Consider the following 20,636-nt stretch of genomic DNA (forward strand, 5'->3'; position numbering starts at 1 on the left):
CGGATCTCTCAGGTCCGCAACGGATACCCCTTTTCTCTGGTCCATACTTAGGTCACAACGTCGGCTGGATAGGCTCTTCGCATGACCGCAAAAATCATTCGTCCCCTTACCGGACGCATTCAGGGACATCGCCTTCGGGCGCCGCAAGGCGACGAGCCCTCTAATAAGAGCATGTTCAGAAGTGCTGCCGGCGCTGCCATAAGACCTACCTGGGTTCCGGCCCCCAACGTCAGCCCGGTTGGGCTGGGCACTCGACGATTGCCCGCACACCTCTGACCGATGTTGCTGAGTCAATCGCCATCCGCGACGGAAGTGTAGAGATTGAGATGCACTACAACCTTACAGAGAAGTGCGATCGCCGTTGCAGAGGGGCCGACGGGGACGAATGGACATGCGCATGTGAAGGCAAGCATCATGGCAATGCACAGCATGCGTTTTGGGTGCCAGTAGGGAAAACAACCCTCGTCCGCAGTGAAGGACCGAAGGTAGTGAGCCGTGTACTAAAGCGTGATCAAGCGAAGCGGGACCGCGAAACCTGCCTTGAAGAATTAGCCAGAGAGTTCACCAATCGCCAGGGGAGTCAGCATGGGCAGCCTAATGCGTGAAATGCGGGAAACTGATGGGTTTACTCGCGACGGGCCCGGTTGGGGCCTGGGATGGTCGAAGTGGCACGAGAACAAGCGCCGAGATCGTCAGGCCGTCGAATTCGCTTTCTTTGAAGATCACGAGGAGGTAGCCCGCGCCAGAATCTTTCCGAAATCGAGGCTCGATGCGCCTTACGTAGGGCTGCCTGCGGAGCCCTACGTTGAGATTGACCTTGTTGTGGTTCGAGATGACAAGATCTGCACCGGTATAGGGTCATGGGCTATATCGAGTTTGGTCCATTTGTATCAGGGACACGAGATGATCGCCTTTTCGGCAGCACCGGCCGAAGGATTTTGGGTCGAGATCGGATGGACGCGTGCCGTCCGCCGTCACCGCGATGACTTCGCAGCGGCCTTGTTTCATCTGCCGATCCAAGCGAAGAACCTGCACTAGAACCGTTTCGTCGAGCATGGCTACAGCTCCTCGGGGCCGCAAACCAAAGGCTAACAACACGCTCCACGCCGGGGTGGAGTTTGGCCCCTCTATCTGTCAGGTGAAGCCGTGATCACGGCGTCCAGACCGGACCGAGACGAGTATGCAGCAAAAACGACCGTTTGCGGGGGTAGCGAGCAAACGCCTCAGTTGATACTGCTTTACTTCGGTGCTGCAGGTCGTGCGCTCGGATCGCCAAGTGACGTCGTCGGATACCCAGTATCGAATATCACCGGATGACCATCGTCGTCTGAGCTATGCCAGGACCAGCCGGCATGGCCCAGATTGCCCTCGAATCTTTCCTGCTCCTCCGGCGGAACTTCATTGACGAGCACCATGGCCCCGGACCCATCAGGTAGATCAAGTTGACCGACTTTCCCGACGCAATCGAAAGCGACAGTAACATCAGGAGCGCCGTCGGAAATCATGATTTCAAACCATAAAGCGGACCCAACAGCGGCGGGAGCCCACCAAGAGATGTTAGCCTTCAAGCGTTCGGCTGACCTCGACTGGGCGGCGCGGAGATTTGCAGTGGGGACGATAACCGAGACAGCTCTCCGCCATTTTCCTGCCACATATGGCGGTGGTTCAAAACGCGCGAGTACCCGGTCCCCTTCTAATCCTTCTTTTTCCCACCACGCGCTGGTGTAAGCCAGGCGCCATACGTCGGATTGGTGTAAAGATAGCTTCAACTGGTTCATCTCGGCCCGACTTCCGATGTATAAGTCTCGGGTCTTACGAGATCCCTGTAGCTTCCAGCTGGCTGATCTAAGTCCTCCAGGACTACCTACTGCAAAGCGCAGTTCCCCTCCGGCCTTAGCCGTGATCTCCGTGGGTGGAGTCGCGAAGCCATTCATGATGCGACGGTATTCGATTGTCGGAATCGAAACTAGTGACGACCAGCCAGATAGGCCAGAAACGACCCTTTGGGCCAGCGGCGACGGCCAGGCGAGGAACCTTGCCAAAAGGCCCGATCTTCCTTGCATCGTTGGGTCAGAACTTGGCTGCGAAATCTACTGCAGCGAACGTGGTCAAAACTTGGCAAGGGAGGGTTTTTGAATTGAGGAGGCGGAATGTGCGGCGCCCACCACTCCCGCCGTAGCATCCGGACACACAGCGCAACGTTGGCGCCCCCCACGTAACCTGATTAAATGCCTCGTTTCGCACTGGACATCGAGTCCGTCCCCCGCCCCGCCCGTTCCCAGGAGCTCCTGGACGCCGTGAACCACCGGGTGGTCATTGCCGACGGCGCCATGGGCACCATGCTCCAGGGCCGGGATCTGCAGCTCGAAACGGACTTCCAGAACCTTGAGGGCTGCAACGAGATCCTCAACGACACCCGCCCGGACGTCATCGCGGATATCCACGACGCCTACTTCGCCACTGGCATCGACGCCGTGGAAACCAACACCTTCGGCGCCAACTGGTCCAACCTGTCCGACTACGGCATCGATGACCGCATCGCAGAGCTCGCACTGAAGGGCGCCAGAATCGCCCGCGAACGCGCCGAAGCCGCGGAAGAAGCAGACGGCCGCATGCGCTGGGTCCTCGGCTCCATGGGCCCGGGCACCAAGCTCCCCAGCCTGGGCCACACCAGCTACGACTACCTCAAGCAGACCTTCGCCCTGCAGGCCGAGGGCCTGATCGACGGCGGCGCGGACGCGTTCCTCATCGAAACCAGCCAGGACCTCCTGCAGACCAAGGCCGCCGTCAACGGCTGCAAGCAGGCCATCGTCACCCGCGGCGTCCGGCTCCCCATCTTCGTCGAAGTCACGGTGGAAACCACCGGAACCATGCTCATGGGCTCCGAAATCGGCGCCGCCCTCACCGCACTCGAGCCGCTCGGCGTCGACGCCATCGGCCTGAACTGCGCCACTGGCCCCGACGAGATGAGCGAGCACCTCCGCCACCTCTCAAAGCAGTCCTCCGTCGCCATCGCCTGCATGCCCAACGCCGGCCTGCCCATCCTCGGCGCCAACGGTGCGCACTACCCGCTGACCCCCACCGAACTCGCCACCGCGCACGAACAATTCGTGCGCGAATTCGGCCTGGGCCTGGTGGGCGGCTGCTGCGGTACGACGCCGGAGCACATGGCCGCCGTCGTCGAACGCCTTGCACCCTTCCGCACCAAGGCCGTGGACGCCAAACCGAGCAACGCACCGGCGCGAATCCCCACCGAGCGCGAGGCCGGCGTCGCCTCCCTCTACCAGCATGTGAACTTCGACCAGGAGTCCGCCTACCTGGCCATCGGTGAGCGCACCAACGCCAACGGCTCCAAGGCCTTCCGCCAGGCCATGCTCGAAGAACGCTGGGACGACTGCGTGGACATCGCCCGCGAACAGATCCGCGTCGGCGCCCACCTGCTGGACGTCTGCATCGACTACGTGGGCCGCGACGGCGTCGCCGACATCAAAGAGGTCGTCTCCCGCTTCGCCTCCGCCTCCACCCTCCCGCTGGTCATCGACTCCACCGAGCCGCCCGTCCTGCAGGCAGGCTTGGAACTCATCGGCGGCCGCCCGGTGGTCAACTCTGTCAACTACGAAGACGGCGACGGCCCCAACAGCCGCTTCGCCCGCATCATGCCGCTGGTCAAGGAACACGGCACGGCCGTGATCGCCCTGACCATCAACGAAGAGGGCCAGGCCCGCACCACCGAGGGCAAGGTGGCCATCGCCTCCCGCCTGGTGGACGCGCTTGTGGGCGAATGGGGTATGCGGGTGGAGGACATCATCGTCGACTGCCTCACCTTCCCCGTGGCCACCGGCCAGGAGGAAACCCGCCGCGACGGCATCGAAACCATCGAAGCCATCCGCCAGATCACCACCAAGTACCCCGGCATCAACACCACGCTCGGCGTCTCCAACGTCTCCTTCGGCCTCAACCCGGCCGCCCGCATGGTCCTGAACTCCGTGTTCCTGCACGAAGCCGTCCAGGCCGGCCTGACCAGCGGCATCATCGACGCCGCCAAGATCGTCCCGCTCGCCTCCCTCCCGGAAGAGCAGCGCAAGGTGGCCCTGGACCTCGTCTACGACCGCCGCGAATACGACGCCGACGGCAACACCACCTACGATCCCCTCGCCAGCATGCTTGACCTTTTCGCCGGCGTCGACACCGCAGCGCTGAAGGACCAGCGCGCCGCCGAACTCGCCGCCCTGCCCACCGGCGCGCGCCTGGAACGGCGCATCATCGACGGCGAAGGCAAGGGCCTGGAAGATGACTTGGACCTGGCCCGCAGCGAGGGCATGACCCCCCTGGGCATCATCAACGACCACCTGCTTGAGGGCATGAAAGTGGTGGGCGAACGCTTCGGCGCCGGCGAAATGCAGCTGCCGTTCGTGCTCCAGTCCGCCGAGGTCATGAAGAACGCGGTGGCCCTCCTGGAGCCGCACATGGAAAAGGCAGACTCCTCCGGCAAGGGCACCATGGTGATCGCCACCGTCCGCGGCGACGTGCACGACATCGGCAAGAACCTGGTGGACATCATCCTCACCAACAACGGCTACAAGGTAGTCAACATCGGCATCAAGCAGGGCATCGCCGAGATCATCGCCGCCGCCGAAGAACACGACGCCGACGTGATCGGCATGTCCGGGCTGCTGGTGAAATCCACCGTGGTGATGAAGGAAAACCTCGCCGAACTGCAGACCCGCGGCCTGGCCAAGAAGTGGCCGGTCATCCTGGGCGGCGCCGCCCTGACCCGCGCCTACGTGGAACAGGACCTGGCCGAACAGTTCGAGGGCACCGTCAGGTACGCCAAGGACGCCTTCGAGGGGCTTGCCCTCATGGAACCGCTGGTGCGCGTGGCCCGGGGCGAGGACCCGGACTCCGTGGGCCTGCCGCCGCTGAAGAAGCGCATCCACAAGGGCGGACCGAAGTTCACCATCACCGAGCCCGAGGCCATGCCCGGCCGGTCCGACGTCGCCACCGACAACCCCGTTCCCGCGCCGCCGTTCTGGGGCACCCGGATTGTCCGCGGCGTCTCGCTGCATGACTACTCCGCCTTCCTCGACGAGCGCGCCACCTTCATGGGTCAGTGGGGCCTGAAGCCCGGCCGCGGCGAGGACGGCGCCTCCTACGAGGAACTCGTCGAGAGCGAAGGCCGCCCGCGCCTGCGCTACTGGCTGGACCGCATCCTCGGGGAGGGCATGCTGGACGCCTCGGTAGCCTACGGCTACTTCCCCGTGGTCTCCGAAGGCGAACAGGTGGTGGTGCTGCACCACGGCGAGGATCCCGACGGCGTCCTGGGCCAGGCGGGCCTGCTCGCCCCCGACGGTGGTTCAGGCGGTCCCATCGGCACCGACCGCCTGCGGTTCGATTTTCCGCGCCAGCGCCGCGACCGGCATTTGTGCCTGGCCGACTTCGTGAAGTCCCGCGAATCCGGACAGATCGACGTGCTGCCCGTGCAGCTGGTGACCGCCGGCTCCAAGATCGAAGAGTTCACCTCCAAGATGTTCGCGGCCAACCAGTACCGCGACTACTACGAGCTCAACGGCCTGGTGATGCAGCTCACCGAGGCGCTGGCCGAGTTCTGGCACGCCCGGATCCGCAAGGAGCTGGGTTTCGCGGCCGAGGAGCCCAAGGACACGGCAGGGTATTTCAAGCTCGATTACCGCGGTGCCCGGTTCTCGCTGGGCTACCCGGCCTGCCCGGACATGGAGGATCGCCGCAAGGTCACCGAGCTGCTGAAGCCCGAGCGCATGGGCGTGGTCCTGAGCGATGAGCTCATGTTGCACCCCGAACAGTCCACCGACGCGTTCGTGTTCCACCACCCGGAGGCCAAGTACTTCAAGGTGTGAGCCGGTTCAGTGGTGTCCGAACCGCTCCCGGGCAGCTCGGGCGGATGTGCCGAGGGCGGCACCGATCACCTCCCACGAGTCGCCCTTCGCGCGCGCGGCGCTGACGGCTGCGTCCAGCTCGGCCTCGGCCTTCGCGGCAGCCGTACGTGCAGCTGAGATCCGGCGGTAGGCCGCGGCCTCCCTGTCCACGGAAGGAACCGGGCTCAGGCGAAGGAGCGTGCCGTCCACCCGCAACGGCGCGGCTAAGTGCTCGACGTGGAGGACGTAACCTTCTTCGGGCGCGCGCTGGATGTAGAGGGTGAGGACGGAATTTCCCTCTCTGTCGTCAAAGTCCACTTTGCCGTAGCTCTCGCTGGGGCCAACAGGCCACGGGCGCGGCTTCAACCGCCATCCAGCGTCGTAGTGCGTCGGCTCGTAGGTCGGTGTTTCTCGAGGGGTCATGCGGGCCGTTCTCCTTCAAATATCTTGCCGCTTCATCCCCGCGCGTAGGGGCGCAGCAACGTCTCCCTCCACGGTACGGCCGCGGTCTGACGGGCACCCGGGTGGCAGGTACCCGAATCCGGCGACGGCATTTACCTGCGCTGGGCGTCGGTAGGCGGAGGCCAAGTACTTCAAGGTGTGAGCTGGCGCCGGTCCCGGGCGTGTGCTGACGGGGCATGGGCCCGGTGGCCGTCCGCGCTGGAAGCGGCGCCGGCCACCGGCTTCACCCGCCGGAGCGAGGCCAGGACAGCCCGCCCCACCACGGCGATGCCGATGACCGTGGTGACGGCGCGCAGGGTGTCCCAGCCCGCCGTCGACGTCAGCAGTGAGTAGAGCAGGAAGCTGCTGAGGTTGGTCCCCAGCGGTGCGCCCGGCACATAGGAAATCCCGGTGCCGCTGCCCACCGCGAAGGGCCAGAACCACAGGTTGAGCAGCAGGCCGAACACATAGGACGCCACCACGCCGTACCCGGCAAGCATCCACAGCTCTGCCCTGCCGCGCACCCGGCGGGGGAGCAGCCCGGCCCCCGCACCCACCCACGCGCAGGCGAACATCTGGAACGGCGTCCACGGCCCGATGCCGCCCCACAGCGCGCTGGAGACCGCAATGGTGGCAGCGCCGAGGAGCAGGCCAAACCGCGGACCGAACGCCCGGCCAGCCAGGACCAGCAGGATGAACACGGCCTCCACGCCGCCGACGCCGGTACTCGCCACCCGGACAGCGGAACCCACCGCGGCGAGGACGCCGAGCAGCGCCACGGTGTGTGCCGAGCGGACCGAGCCGTCCAGGGACACCACGACGGCGGCCGCCGCCAGGGGTGCGATGGCCAGGGCAGCGTACGGGGTGGCCGCCGCGGCATCCTGCGGCAGCGCCGCGGCCAGCAGCGGCCAGCAGAACGCCGCCAAAGCCACCAGGTTTGCTGCCGCCGGGACGGCCAGCTCGGCGCCCCGCGGCATCCGGGGGCGGCGTGCCGGCCTCGCGGCAGGCAGGTCAGGCCGGCGCTCGACGGCCTGGGCCGGGGCCAGGGGTTGCGACGCGGGAACGGCAGGGGGGACATCTGCTGACTTGGCCGGCACGGCTGGCTCGGCCGGCCCGGCTGTCACGGCGGCCGGCGCCACCCCGTCCCGCATCGGCAGGATCCGGGCCCCAAGCCGCTGCGCAAACTCGAGATCGTGGGTGGCGAACAGGACCGCGGCGCCGTCATCCGCGGCCGACCGCAACGCCGCAGCCACCGCGGTCCTCGCCGCGGGGTCGAGCCCGCGGGTGGGCTCGTCAATCAGGAGCACCTGCGGCCGATCCATGGTCTGCAACGTAATGGCAAGGATCCTGCGCTCGCCGGCGGACAGGTCCCGGGGATGCTCGTGCCCGATGGGCATGCTGGCGGTGCCCCGCAGGACGGACAACCGGGACGCCGCAAAGCCGGGCTCCGCAGCCTGACCCTGCTTTCCGCGCGCCAGGCGCCGCTCCGCCGCCCTCAACTCGGCGGCGACGGTGTCCCTGGTGAAGAGGTCGTCGGGGGCGTCCGGCACCAATGCCACCCGGCCGCCGTCGTCCGTCCTTGCATCGCTGGTCCCCTCCCCGAGGGCCAGCGCCACCAGGAGGGAGGACTTGCCGGCACCATTCGGGCCCACCAGCGCCACAATCTCGCCGGGGTGCAGCGCCACGGATGCCTCCCGCACCAAGGGCGTGCCGCCGCGGTGCACGGCCAGGTTTACGGCCGCCAGCACGGGCGCAGAGGCCGGCGGCTCCGTGGCCGGACCAACAACGGGACGCGGGGGCGCGGGCGTTGGGGCCGCGCCGGGCACCAGCGCGCCGTTCTCAAAGGACCACCAGGAATCGGCGACGGAGACCAGCGCTTCCGCCCGGTGCTCCGCCACGATCACGCACACGCCGGAGTGGTGCGCAAGCCTGCCGAGCACGGCGGTGACGCGGGCCCGGGCGCTGGAATCCAGGTCCGCCAGCGGCTCGTCCACCAGGAGCAGGACGGGATGGTCCACCACGGCGGCGGCGATGGCCACCAGCGTTGCCTCGCCTGCCGAGAGGGTGCTGAGGTGCCGATCCAGCAGCGGCGAAACCCCGATCCGCTCCGCCACCTCCAACACCCGGGCCTTGGCGGCCAGCCTGGCCACGCCGCGAAGTTCCAGGGCAAGGCCAATCTCGTCCCGGACCCGCGTGCTGGCAAAGGCGGCGCGGGGATTCTGCAGGACCACGCCGATGAGGCGGGCGGTGTCCCGCGGCGGCACACCAGTGCGGTCAACGCCGGCCACCTGCACCGTTCCGGTGATGCCGCCGCCGTCGACGTGGGAGAGCAACCCCGCGATGCCGCGCAGGACGGTGGACTTGCCGGACCCCGTGGGTCCGGTGATGACCGTGATGGATCCGCCGGCCGGCGCGAACCCGACCGCGTTCACCTGTGCCCCGCCAATCCGGAACTGCGCGTCCCGGACCACGAGCGGTGCATCGCTTCCGGAGGGGGATTGGGGTATGGGCCGGCCCGCGAAGCCGCGCAACTCCAGGGCTGCCGCTACCCGGGCGGCATGTTCGAGGGTGCGCTCCAGGACGGGCACCAGGGCGCGGGGGCCGAAGCGTTCGCCCCGCAACCGGAAGGCCAGGCGCACGGACGCCACGGCGTCGGCAAGTGCCGGAAGCGCCGCCCACGCCACCACCAGCATCCGGGCCACGCCCTGCAGCGGGCCGCCCCGGGCCAGCCGGACGAAGCCGCGGGACACATCCACCCACGCATTGAGCAAGCCGAAGGCCAGGATGGTGAGTGCGATGGGCAACGCGGACAGGACCGCCTGCCAGAGACCGGGCGCCGTGACCGGGCCCAGGAACACCACGTGGGCGTACGGAGCCGGAAGCCGCACCTGCGGCATGGCCAGCAGGAGCGGCTCCCCGATGCCCGCCCCGTTGAACAGGACCCGGTAGATGACCCGCGCCGCGATGAAGACGGCGGCGAGGGCCGCCGCCGCCCGTAACGGCGCGGGCCGGAAGGTCATGACGCGGGTGCTGCCGGTTCGTTGTCCACGGTGTAGAGCAGTTCAAGGCTCTCGCCGGGGTTGAGCTTGAGGGTGTCCAGGCCTTCCTGCGCGTAGGCCCACGTGCCGGCGGCGGGCTTCACCCAGAGGGCCCAGTAAGAGACAGTGTTTTTGTCATCGCACGCTTCGCGGGTGGTGCCGCCCTTGTGCTTGATGTCGAAGTCCGCGGCGGGCACGCCGTTGACGCGGCACGCGAAGCTCGTGGGGTACTTGGCGGTGCCCTCGATCTTCACGTTGGCCTTGCCCAGCACGTCCGATGCCAGGGTGGGTCCGTCCGCGGGCACGCAGGCGGAGGTGTCGGCGGCGGACTGCTTCAGGGAGGCGGAATCCACCACTACCTTCACCCCGGTGCAGGGGCCGGCAGATGTTGAGGCGGCGCTGGCCGAAGCGGAGGCTGAGGATGCCGGGGAAGCGGAGCTTTGCTGGTTGGCGGCCGGCGTGGAACAGGCGGCGAGGGTAAGCAGGAGACCGGCGGCGGCGAGGGAGCCCGCGGCGGCGGTGCGGATCTTAGTCAATGTCACCTGTCAAGGGTAGGGCGTTGCGGGTCCGGATCCGGTGGCCGTTCCGTTGTATGACGGCGGCACTCAACATGGGCAGGCGCCCGGGACGCCAAAAGGCCGACGACGGCACTCAAGTGAGTGCCGCCGTCGACCGTTCTGTTTTAGTGCTGCTAGCTTTCGGTTGCCATGACAGCGTTGGCCGGCACCGCTTCCTCCGGAGCGTCGTACCGGGGGTCGTTGGACGACGGGTGGGCGGAGACCGCAGCGGCGTGCTCCGCCAGCACGCCCGTCTGGTGGCGGATCTTCAGCCGGTAGAGCAGGGTCCCGCCAACCACCACGGCGGCCACGAAGATCACGCCGCCCCACTGCAGGTACCACTCGAACGGCGGCACCGAGTTGTAGATCTCCGGGCGGGGCCACACCAGGTTCACCGTCATGGCAGCACCCCACAGGACGGCGAGGATGTTCACGGGAAGGCCCCACTTGCCCATGGAGAACCCGGGCTCGGACCCGTCCCCGGCCAGCGGCCATTTCTTCAGGAACCGCCTGCGCAGCAGGGGAACCGTGACCAGGAGGTAGGACAGGTAGATCAGAACGATGCTGATGCTGGACAGGATGGTGAAGATGGCCGGCTGCGTGACGTTGACCAGGAGCGGCAGGACAGCCAGGACACCAATGACGATCGCCGCGACCGTGGGGGTCCTGCGGACCGGATCAACCTTGCTGAGCTGCCGGCTGAACGGCAGGTTGTTGTCCCGGGCCATGGCGAACATCATCCGGATGGCGGCGGCGTGCACTGCCAGGGTGCAGACCACCACGGCCACCACGATGCAGGCCAGGAAGGCCTTGCCGAACGGGCCGCCCAGGACGGAGAGCACGATGTGCTGCAGGCCGCCGTCGGGAGAGCCGATTTGCGGGTCCGTGAGGTCCGGCGCCGCCAGGATGCCGAACAGCAGGATTCCGCCGCCCAGCAGGAACGATGCCGTGACGGCCCGCAGGATGGCCTTGGGAGCGGTCTTCTTGGGGTCCTTGGTCTCCTCGCCCAGGGAGCTGGCGGTGTCGAAGCCGTACATGACGTAGCCGGAGGCCATGGCGCCGATCAGGAACACGCCGAAGAAGCCAAGGTCGTGGCCTTCGCCGAAGCCATTGGTCTGGAAGAAGACCTCAGGGCCCCGCACCACATGCCAGCCCAGGGCCAGGATCAGCAGCACGGCCGCGACCAGCTCCACGAACACGCCGATGCTGTTGATCCGGGTCATCAGCTTCACGCCGAACGCGTTAATGAGGGTGGAGATGGTGATCATGATGGTGGCCAGCACCACGCCGTTCATCGCGAAATCGTACGGGCCGGTGCCGTCACCGACGAACTGGAAACCGGACCAGAGCTGCGGCAGCGTGATCTGCAGGGCCAAGGCCACCGAGCCCAAGGCCATGATGGAGGAAAGCAGCAGCAGCCACCCGGCCAGCCAGGACGAGGTCCCCGACGCCAGCCGCTTGGCCCAGTTGTACACGGAACCGGCCACCGGGTAGCGGCCGGCCAGTTCGGCGAAGCACAGGGCCACCATCAGCTGGCCGACGAACACGATGGGCCAGGACCAGGCGTACGCAGGCCCGGCCATGGAAAAGCCGAAGTAGAACAGTTGGAAAACACCGGTGAGGATGGAGATGTAGCTGACACCCGCGGCGAAGCTGGCAAATTTGCCGATGCTCCGGTCAAGGGTCTGGGTGTAGCCGAATTCATCCATGCCGCTTGAATCAATACTCTTGCTGGGTTCCAATACGGACTCCTAAGTCAGAAAGCACGATGTGACCGGCCGCCCTGGGGTGCGGCGGAATAACGCTTGTTTGAGGGTTGGTGCTCATGGGAGCGGCGGCCCCGTGGGGCCCGCCGCTCAGGCCAGGGAAGTGGTGAGCTCCTTGTCTGTGTCCTCGGCACCGGCGTAATCCGCCTTAATCAGGTCGGCGCAGCGCTCGCCGATCATCATGACCGTGATGTTGGGGTTGACGGTGACGTGCTCAGGCATGACGGACGCATCGGCGACCCGGAGCCCGGTGACCCCCTTGACCCGCAGCCGGGCATCCAAAGGCGACATATCGTCGTCGGCAGCGCCCATCCGGACGGTGCCCACCGGGTGGTACACAGTGTTGTGGGTCTTGCGGATGTAGTCCCGCAGCTCCTCGTCCGTCTGGGCCTCGATGCCGGGCGAGAGTTCGCGTCCCGTCCACTCCGCCATGGCAGGCTGGGCGGCGATTTCGCGGGCCTTCCGGATGCCGGCCACCATGACGCGCATGTCGTGGCCCTCGGGATCGGTGAAGTAGCGCGGGTCCACCATCGGCTTGTCGCGGAAGTCGCGGCTGCGCAGCCGGACCGTGCCGCGGGACCGTGCGTGGGTGACGTTGGGGGTCAGGCTGAAGCCGTTTTCCGTTGTGGGGTAGCCGTGCCGCAGCGTGTTCATGTCGAACGGGACCGAACCGTAGTGCATCATCAGGTCCGGGCGGTCCAGGCCGTCCTCGGTGGGGGTGAAAATGCCGATCTCCCACCACTGCGTGGAGCTCTGCACCATGGGCTGCGTGGCCTCGAACTGCACCACGCCTTCCGGGTGGTCCTGCAGGTTTTCGCCCACACCGGGGGAGTCCACAACGACGTCGATGCCGTGCGCAGCGAGGTGTGCTGCGGGGCCGATGCCGGAGAGCATGAGCAGCTTGGGGGAGTCGATGGCCCCGGTGGACAGGATGACCTCGCGGTGCGCGGAGAGGCGGTGGGTCCGGCCGAATGCCCCGTCCACCACGTCCACGCCGGTGCAGCGCTTGTCCGCGTCCAACACCAGCTGGCGGGCGCGCAGGCCGGTCAGCAGGGTGAAGTTGGGCCGGTCGATGATGGGGTGGATGTAGGAAACCGAGCTTGAGGCGCGGGTACCGTCCGCCTGCCGGTTGATCTGGAAGAAGTTGGCACCGTTGACCACGGTGGTGCCCGTGTTGAACTTCGCGCGGGGGATGCCCGTCTGCTCGCAGGCATCGAGGAGGGCGACGCCGGCAGGATCCACCGGGGGCACGTTCATCAGGTGCACGGGGCCGGAGCCGCCGTGGTGGGGAGCGTCCGGGCCGGCGTCCTCATTGGTCTCCAGCCGCTGGTACAGCGGCCAGGCTGCGTCGGCGTTCCAGCCGGTGGCGCCGTACTTGGACTCCCACTCATTCAGGTCCTCGCGCGGAGCCCAGAAGGCGATGCAGGAATTGTGGCTGGAGCAGCCACCCATCACCTTGGCGCGGGCGTGGCGCATGAAGGAGTTGCCGTTCTCCTGCGGCTCAATGGGGTAATCCCAGTCGTAGCCGGATTCCAGCAGCTCCATCCAGCGGTCCAGCTGCAGGATCTCCGGGATACTGCGGTCGTCCGGGCCTGCCTCGACGAGGGCGACGGTGACCTCCGGGTCTTCGCTGAGACGTGCGGCCACGGCGGCGCCGGCGGACCCGCCGCCGATCACGACGTAGTCGAACCCGCGGTCGCTCACGTCCTCAATGTTGTCGTAGTGCATCTAGTTCTCCTTGCCGTGGTCAGCAAACCAGCCGGTAACCTGCGGGCTGGTGTTCTGGTAGATGTGCTTGGCTTCCTGGTATTCGGCCAGGCCGGTGGGGCCCAGCTCGCGGCCGACGCCGGACTGGCCGAAGCCGCCCCACTCGGCCTGGGGGAGGTAGGGGTGGTAGTCGTTGATCCAGATGGTGCCGTGCCGCAGCCTGCCCGCCACTCGCTGGGCCTTCCCGGCGTCCTGCGTCCAGACGGCCCCGGCCAGGCCGTAGATGGTGTCGTTGGCGATCGCCACGGCCTCGTCCTCGGTGCGGAAGGTTTCCACGGTGACCACCGGGCCGAACGCCTCGTCGGTGACCACTGACATGCCGCGCTGCACCTGGTCCAGGATGGTGGGCAGGTAGTAGAACCCGGCGCCGTACTTCTCCCCGGAAGGCGCCGAGCCGCCGGTCCTGAGCCGGGCGCCTTCGGCGATGCCGCGCTGGACGTATTCGTGGACACTGTCGCGGTGTCCTGCCGAGATCAGCGGGCCGGTCTCGGCGTCGTCGTCGAAGGGGCCGCCCAGGCGGATGCCTTCAGCACGGCGCACCAGTTCATCCACGAAGCGTTCGGCGATGGATTCCTCAACCACCAGGCGGGCGCCTGCGGAGCAGACCTGGCCGGAGTGCACGAAGGCACCATTGAGCGCGTTGTCCACTGCGGCATCGAAGTCGGCGTCAGCGAAGATGACGTTCGGGTTCTTGCCGCCCAGTTCAAGGGCAATTTTCTTGACGGTGGCGGCAGCGGTGGCGGCGATGCGCTTGCCGGTTTCCAGCCCGCCGGTGAACGAGATGAGGTCGACGTCGGGGTGTTCGGACAGCGGTGCCCCAACCTTGGTGCCGGGCCCGGTGAGAAGGTTCGCGACGCCGTCGGGCAGGCCCAGGTCCTGCATCAGCTGCATGCACAGGATGCTGGTGGACGGGGTTAATTCGGCCGGCTTGAGGACGAAGGTGCAGCCGGCTGCCAGCGCGGGTGCGATCTTCCAGGCGGCCTGGAGGAGGGGGTAGTTCCACGGTGTGATGAGGCCGCAGACGCCGACCGGTTCGTAGACGATCCGGCTGACGACGTCCTGATTCCCGGCGTCCACCACACGGCCCGGCTGCTGGCCCGCGAGCCTGCCGAAGTACTCGAAGCAGGCGGCGATGTCATCGATGTCGATGCGGCTTTCCACCATGCGCTTACCAGTGTCCAGGGACTCGGCACGGGCGAACTTTTCCCGGTGCTCCCGCAGGCCGGCGGCGACCCTGAGCAGGAACGTGCCGCGCTCAGGGGCTGGGACGGAAGACCACACTCCGGAGTCGAAGGCTGCCCGGGCCGCGGCGATGGCGCGTTCGGCGTCCTCACGGTCGCCTTCGGACACCATGGCGACTACTTCGCCGTCGGCGGGATTGCGGATCTCCCGGGCGGCGCCGGAGGCCGCCGGTTCCCAGCGGCCGTTGATGAACAGGGTGCGGGGCGTGTCGGGGAGGGCGCGTGCGGCGGCGTCTCCGTCTGCTGTGGCGTAAGTCATACCGAGCACAGTAATGGAGATTGAACGACTGTTCAATACTTTTCTTGAACAGTCGTTCAATGCTACGCCCGGTACTGTCCGTGTGATAGGGCGGCTTAACCTCAGGCCAGGCCGGGTTCCGGGGAGGTTCCTGTGTCGTCAGGAACCGGCGCGAAGGCGATCTCCTCCGTGCGGGCGATGCTCCGCTGGGTGGCGGCCCGGTCCACGCCGAGGAGGGCGGTCAACCACATGCCGTTTTGGATGACGACAATATCGGCGGCCCGGTCCCTGCATGCCTTCCAAGGGAGTTCAGGAATCGCATTGGACACCAGTGTGGCGAGCCCGTCCAGGTACCGGTCGAACGCGGCGGCGTTGATCTGGGCGTAATCCTCGTCGGCCCGGGCCAGGGCCCACAGGTGCAAGCGCAGTGACAGGTAGCGGGTGGTCAGCAGATCTGCGCCTGCCACCTGCCGCAGTGCTTGGCGCAACCGTTCATCGGGGGCCAGTGACGGGTCCGGGGCGACGAGCGCAACGTCATGCTCATCCACCCGGCGAAGTGCAGCCCGGATCAGGGTGGTCTTGTCGTCGTAGTAGTAGTTGACCAGGCCCAGCGCCACGCCCGCTTCGCGTGCCACGGCGCGCATGCTCACGCCCGAGATGCCGTGGCGGGACAGCAAATCCATCGCCGCATCAAGGATGCGGGTCTGCCTGTCCATCTGTTCGCCGGAAGTCACGGCACTGGTCCCCATCTGGCCAGACTATTGCCTGTGCGTTGCGCGTGCCTAACGCGGCTCCACCGCACTTGCTGGACCGTTGATTGTGTTTGAGGCCTTCTCCTGCCGGGCACTGTGGTTGTACAGCCAGGATTCATCAGTACAGCTTGGAGAACGATGGAAAGCGCCAGCCTCATTGCCCTCTTATTCGCGGGCGCCTTCCGCGCCGGCGAAAGCGCGCAGCCCCACGCGTCGCAACTCAGCGCCAAGCCCGGGTGGAAACGGTCCGCATGGCTGGCGTTGAGGAGCAGGACCGCGACTTTCCTGCACCGGCTGGCCTGGGCGGTGGAACCGGACCCGCGCTGACGCGGAAGAATCCCCGGCGGCCGCTGTGATACGCCCGGTCCGGCTCAGGGCTGGGCGTGGTCGGCGCGCTCCAGCAGGTGGGACACTCCGTAGCCAATCACCAGGCCCCAGAACGCTGCATGGATGTTGAAGAGGTTCAGGCCGGAGATGGTCACCACGAAGGTCACCAGCGAACCCAGGGTGAAGCTGGTGGCGAAGGCCGTGACGAACGCCTGCTGGAGGGCCCGCAGCATCGCGATGCCGCCCAGTGCCAGGACGAACTCCTTGGGCGCGGCCAGCATCAGCCGGGTCAGGGTAGGGGCAAACGCCGCGAACACCAGGGCCAGCAGGCCGTACGCCACGGCTGCCGTGTATTGGCGCTGACGGCTCCCCGACGACGTCAACAGGGCGTTGGTGGGACCTGTAACGCACGCCGAAACGGCGCCGAACCCGGCGTTCAGCACCGAGAACGCGCCGGAGGCCATGGCGAAGGCATTCACGGGCGGCCGGTGGCCGGCGGCGCGGAGGACGGCGATGCCCTGGCCGTTTTGGACGAACAGCACGGTGACGGCCAGCGGAACCACCAGTTCCAGCTGGGCGGCCCACGTGAATTCAGGGACGGTGAAAACCGGGGTGGCCAGCAGCGGTCCGCCGGGCGGCAGGTTGAACTGGCCGCTGACCGCCACGGCAAAGCAGCCTGCCACGAGGGTGCCCAGGACCGGCGGCAGGAACCTGCCAAGCGTGGGAATTGCGGTGAGGACCAGGAACGCAGCCACCATCGGAGCAGCCACGGCCGGGTTGTCCTGGGTGGAGGCAACGATGTCCGTACCGAACTTCAGGAACACCGCGGCCACCATGGCCATCACGAGCGGCATGGGAACCAGCGCCATGGCCCGGCGGACCACTCCGGTGGCGCCGAGGGCGAGGATCACCACGCCGGAGGTGAAGAAGGCCCCGACGACTTCGGGGAAGGACAGGTGCTGCAGGGATGGTCCCAGGAGCACCGTGCCGGGGATGGACCAGGCGAAGCCCAAGGGCTGCCGGTAGATGAGCGACATCAGCAGCGTGGCGGCCCCGCCCGAAAAGAGAATGCCGAAAACCCAGGACGACAGCTGGCCCTGGGTCAGGCCGCCGGCCGTTCCGACAGCCAGGGTGACGGCGATGGGTCCGGAGGCCGCGAAAATGAGCCCAATAGCGCCGTTGGAGATGTAGGACAGGCCTGTGTCGCGAAGAATCCGGCGCGGGCCTGCGGGCCTGGCCCCCGGGCGCTCCAGCAATGGTTCCGGCGCCGGAGGGGCTGGCTCAACGGAGCTGGCGGTCGGATGTGGGCGGGGACGGCTCATCGGAACTCCTGGCTGGGGCGGAAAAACCGGAGGCGCTCCGAAGCATCAGCTCCGGAGCGCCTCCGTGCGGGGGTATCTCCCAGTTTGCGTGCTACTTCTTCTGGCCCTGCTTTGCCAGGACGTAGTCATAAACTACTTCCTCGCCCTTTCCGTCGTTACGGGGGCGGGGGTCCAGCATCAGTTCAGGCTTCACTGCCGAGGCGATGTCGTCAGCGTTGTGGGGATCGCCGGGGAAGTAGAGCTGCTGGGTGACCGGCTCGTAGCCCGGTGCGGACACCTTGATGTGGATGTGCGCCGGACGCCAGGCGTGCCAGCCCGCCGCACTGATCAGCTGCCCGCAGGCTCCATCCGTGGGGATCTGGTAAGGCGCCGGGCGCATCGTGTTGATCTCGAAGCGGCCATCGTCTGAGGCCTTGACGGTGGCACGGAAGAGCCACTCGGGCAGGCCCGGGGCGTACTGGGAGTAGAAGCCGGCGGCGTCCGCGTGCCAGATCTCCACCTGGGCGCCCTGGATGGGGTTGCCTTCGGTGTCGGTGAACTGGCCGCTGAAACGCAGCGGAGTGCCCTCTTCGCCGTCGCGCATTTCCACGGTGGCGGGCGTCTGGAGCTCCGGGGAGTTGGGAACGTAGTAAGGGCCTTCAATGGTGCCCACGGTGCCGGGGCGGTCCTGGGAGTTGACGTCCTCAACTGTGTGCTCAAGCCAGACGTCGAGGAACAGCGGCCATTCACCGTCGGTGCCGACCTTGATCAGCCAGGCTTTGAGCGCGTTGTATTCCTCGTAGGTGACCTGGTGTTCCTCGACGATGTCGTTGGCGGCCTTGATCAGCGCGCCGGCAAGCAGGCTCACCCGCTCCTTGGACACTTCCACCTTGGAGAGCTTGCCCGACGCTGCGAACCGCTCGGTTGCCTTGGTGCCTGCTTCGACGGCGGTGCCTTCGTTTTCCGTGCGGCTGTCCGTTGGGGTTTGGGTCATGACAATGTCCACCTTCCTCATTGAATGGGGACAGGAAGGGCTCCTGCACCCGACGCGGGCTGCGGGGCCAGTCGTTATGCCCTGCGCCGCCACGCGTGATGTCGGTCTCAATCGTAGGCCCGCAGATAAGGACGCTACAAATATCAACTAGGCGCCTTTTGAGTCATTATCAGTACATAAAGACACCCTTGGTGGAACCTAGGTATTTACCTGATGTGAGGCCAATCACGAGCGGCAAGAATTGCTGGACAACGTCCGCCGCCGAAGCCCCTTCCCGAGTGGACCTCCGACCATCCGTCCAGCAATCTCCAATGAAGGAGCACGCCATGACCGAGAACCTGATCCATGCCCGCGAGGTCCTTGCCGACGCCGTGATCGACGACCGCGATAACGGCGTCATCCGGGCCAAGCGCGAGATCTTCACCGACCAGGAGATCTTCGAACTCGAGATGAAGCACATCTTCGAAGGCAACTGGGTGTACCTCGCCCACGAGTCGCAGATCCCCAACGTGGGCGACTACTTCACCACCTACATCGGCCGTACCCCCGTGATGATCACCCGGGACAAGGACGGTAACCTGAACTGCCTGGTCAACGCCTGTTCGCACCGCGGCGCCATGCTGTGCCGCCGCAAGACGGACAACCGCACCACCTTCACCTGCCCGTTCCACGGCTGGACCTTCAAGAACTCCGGGGAGCTGCTGAAGGTCAAGGACTCCCGGAACGCCGGCTACCCCGAGACCTTCAACAAGGAAGGCTCGCACGACCTCACCAAGGTGGCCCGCTTCGAGTCCTACCGCGGCTTCCTGTTCGGCTCACTGAAGGCCGACGTGCTCCCGCTCGGGGAGCACGTGGGCGATGCCACCAAGGTCATCGACTCGATCGTGGACCAGTCACCCGAGGGCCTGGAAGTGCTGCGCGGTTCCTCCACCTACACCTATGACGGCAACTGGAAGGTCCAGGCCGAAAACGGCGCGGACGGCTACCACGTCACCGCCGTGCACTGGAACTACGCGGCCACCACGGCCCGCCGCAGCGCCGGAGACTCCGCTAACAAGACCAAAGCCATGGATGCCGGCAAATGGGGCAAGGTCAAGGGCGGCTTCTACTCCTACGACCACGGGCACCTGCTGCTGTGGCAGGAATGGACCAACCCCGAAGACCGCCCGCTCTGGGACCGCCGCGAGGAACTGGTCCAGAAATACGGCGAGGAGATGGCCAACTTCATGATCAACATCTCTCGCAACCTCTGCCTGTACCCGAACGTCTACATCATGGACCAGTTCTCCTCTCAGATCCGCCACTTCCGGCCGATCTCCGCGGACCAGACCGAGGTGACCATCTACTGCATCGCCCCCAAGGGGGAGTCCCAGGAGAACCGTTCCAAGCGCATCCGCCAGTACGAGGACTTCTTCAATGCCACGGGCATGGCCACACCGGACGACCTGGAGGAATTCCGCTCCTGCAACAAGACCTACTGGGCCACCAGCGCCCCGTGGAACGACATGACCCGCGGCTCCACCCATGAGATCACCGGCCCGGACGAGCAGGCGCAGGCCCTGGGCATGACCCGGGTGATCGCCTCCGGCGTGCGCACCGAAGACGAAGGGCTCTACCCCATCCAGCACGGGTACTGGAAGGAAGTCATGGACCGGGCCCTGGCGGAGGAAGAGGAGCGTTCCGTCCTGGAATCCGTTCCCGTCACCGCCTGAGAGCCCGCCCAAACCACAGAGAGCGCAGAACCCATGACCAACCTGACCCACACCGCTCCGGTCCTGAAGACCGCGGAAGAGATCGCAACCCTCGAAACCGTCCGGGCGTTCCTCTACCGGGAAGCCCGCCTGCTGGATGACCGCCAGTTCGATGAATGGCTGGAGTGCTACCACCCGGACTCCGAATTCTGGATGCCGGCCTGGGACGTGGACGACCAGCTGACGCAGGACCCCCAGAAGGAGATCTCCCTGATCTACTACGACAACCGCGGCGGCATCGAGGACCGGGTGTTCCGGATCAAGACCGACAGGTCATCCGCCACCTCCCTCCCGGAACCGCGGACCGGCCACAACATCACGGACGTCGAGGTTTTGGGGAACGACGGCGGCACGGTAGAGGTGCGCTTCAACTGGTTCACCCTCTACTTCCGCTACAACACGACGGACACCTACTTCGGCACCAGCTACTACACGCTGGACCTTTCCGGCCCGCAGCCGGTGATCCTGAAGAAGAAGGTGGTCCTGAAGAACGACTACATCCACCATGTGGTGGACGTCTACATGATCTGACCTGCCCGCGCCGGCGCCCGGGACGTACGGGCGCCCGCACG

At 66.4% G+C, this 20,636-nt stretch carries 15 protein-coding genes; 5 read left to right on the forward strand and 10 right to left on the reverse strand.

The window, feature by feature from the left end; all coding sequences use genetic code 11:
- Positions 1 to 585 precede the first annotated feature (585 nt).
- Positions 586 to 1,038: a hypothetical protein gene (locus ACFVVC_RS08465; RefSeq protein WP_387451295.1), complete on the forward strand. Its 453-nt coding sequence runs from the start codon at positions 586 to 588 to the stop codon at positions 1,036 to 1,038.
- A gap of 200 nt (positions 1,039 to 1,238) precedes the next feature.
- Here ACFVVC_RS08465 and ACFVVC_RS08470 read toward each other — a convergent pair whose 3' ends face one another.
- Positions 1,239 to 1,778, reverse strand: a complete 540-nt coding sequence (locus ACFVVC_RS08470; RefSeq protein WP_387451297.1) for a hypothetical protein — start codon at positions 1,776 to 1,778, stop codon at positions 1,239 to 1,241.
- Positions 1,779 to 2,228: 450 nt separating this feature from the next.
- On the opposite strand from ACFVVC_RS08470, the gene metH reads away from it, so the two are divergent.
- On the forward strand, positions 2,229 to 5,873 hold the full coding sequence (gene metH / locus ACFVVC_RS08475; RefSeq protein ID WP_387451300.1) for a methionine synthase: 3,645 nt from the start codon (positions 2,229 to 2,231) through the stop codon (positions 5,871 to 5,873).
- A gap of 6 nt (positions 5,874 to 5,879) precedes the next feature.
- Here metH and ACFVVC_RS08480 read toward each other — a convergent pair whose 3' ends face one another.
- The 7 genes from ACFVVC_RS08480 to ACFVVC_RS08510 form a co-directional block, all read right to left on the reverse strand.
- The gene (locus ACFVVC_RS08480; protein ID WP_387451303.1) at positions 5,880 to 6,314 is read right to left on the reverse strand and encodes a hypothetical protein; all 435 of its coding nucleotides are present in this window, start codon (positions 6,312 to 6,314) and stop codon (positions 5,880 to 5,882) included.
- A gap of 170 nt (positions 6,315 to 6,484) precedes the next feature.
- The gene (locus tag ACFVVC_RS08485; RefSeq protein WP_387451306.1) at positions 6,485 to 9,352 is read right to left on the reverse strand and encodes an ATP-binding cassette domain-containing protein; all 2,868 of its coding nucleotides are present in this window, start codon (positions 9,350 to 9,352) and stop codon (positions 6,485 to 6,487) included.
- Entirely contained in the window at positions 9,349 to 9,912 is a 564-nt protein-coding gene (locus ACFVVC_RS08490) for a hypothetical protein (RefSeq protein ID WP_387451309.1), read from the reverse strand. Before ACFVVC_RS08490 ends, ACFVVC_RS08485 begins: the two co-directional genes overlap by 4 nt.
- Before the next feature lie 149 nt (positions 9,913 to 10,061).
- Positions 10,062 to 11,636: an APC family permease gene (locus ACFVVC_RS08495; RefSeq protein ID WP_387451897.1), complete on the reverse strand. Its 1,575-nt coding sequence runs from the start codon at positions 11,634 to 11,636 to the stop codon at positions 10,062 to 10,064.
- A gap of 147 nt (positions 11,637 to 11,783) precedes the next feature.
- A complete protein-coding gene (locus tag ACFVVC_RS08500; RefSeq protein ID WP_387451311.1) occupies positions 11,784 to 13,421 on the reverse strand; it encodes a GMC family oxidoreductase in 1,638 nt (545 codons plus the stop codon).
- A complete protein-coding gene (locus tag ACFVVC_RS08505) occupies positions 13,422 to 14,960 on the reverse strand; it encodes an aldehyde dehydrogenase family protein (protein ID WP_387451314.1) in 1,539 nt (512 codons plus the stop codon).
- A gap of 101 nt (positions 14,961 to 15,061) precedes the next feature.
- A complete protein-coding gene (locus ACFVVC_RS08510) occupies positions 15,062 to 15,688 on the reverse strand; it encodes a TetR/AcrR family transcriptional regulator (protein ID WP_387451317.1) in 627 nt (208 codons plus the stop codon).
- 141 nt (positions 15,689 to 15,829) lie between these two features.
- Here ACFVVC_RS08510 and ACFVVC_RS08515 point away from each other — a divergent pair, with 141 nt between their 5' ends.
- On the forward strand, positions 15,830 to 16,018 hold the full coding sequence (locus ACFVVC_RS08515) for a hypothetical protein (protein ID WP_387451320.1): 189 nt from the start codon (positions 15,830 to 15,832) through the stop codon (positions 16,016 to 16,018).
- A 44-nt stretch (positions 16,019 to 16,062) separates the two neighbouring features.
- Here ACFVVC_RS08515 and ACFVVC_RS08520 read toward each other — a convergent pair whose 3' ends face one another.
- Positions 16,063 to 17,340 carry a benzoate/H(+) symporter BenE family transporter gene (locus ACFVVC_RS08520; RefSeq protein ID WP_387451323.1) on the reverse strand — a complete coding sequence of 426 codons (1,278 nt, stop codon included), beginning with the start codon at positions 17,338 to 17,340 and terminating at the stop codon, positions 16,063 to 16,065.
- Between the two features lie 91 nt (positions 17,341 to 17,431).
- Positions 17,432 to 18,313, reverse strand: coding sequence for a catechol 1,2-dioxygenase (gene catA / locus ACFVVC_RS08525; RefSeq protein ID WP_387451326.1), 882 nt, complete (start codon positions 18,311 to 18,313; stop codon positions 17,432 to 17,434).
- 326 nt (positions 18,314 to 18,639) lie between these two features.
- Here catA and benA point away from each other — a divergent pair, with 326 nt between their 5' ends.
- The gene (gene benA, locus ACFVVC_RS08530; protein ID WP_387451329.1) at positions 18,640 to 20,025 is read left to right on the forward strand and encodes a benzoate 1,2-dioxygenase large subunit; all 1,386 of its coding nucleotides are present in this window, start codon (positions 18,640 to 18,642) and stop codon (positions 20,023 to 20,025) included.
- A gap of 33 nt (positions 20,026 to 20,058) precedes the next feature.
- Entirely contained in the window at positions 20,059 to 20,595 is a 537-nt protein-coding gene (gene benB / locus ACFVVC_RS08535; RefSeq protein ID WP_387451332.1) for a benzoate 1,2-dioxygenase small subunit, read from the forward strand.
- The last annotated feature ends 41 nt before the right edge of the window (positions 20,596 to 20,636 follow it).

Origin of the sequence: Pseudarthrobacter sp. NPDC058196 (assembly GCF_042882685.1) — a bacterium.
Classification (GTDB): Bacteria; Actinomycetota; Actinomycetes; order Actinomycetales; family Micrococcaceae; genus Arthrobacter.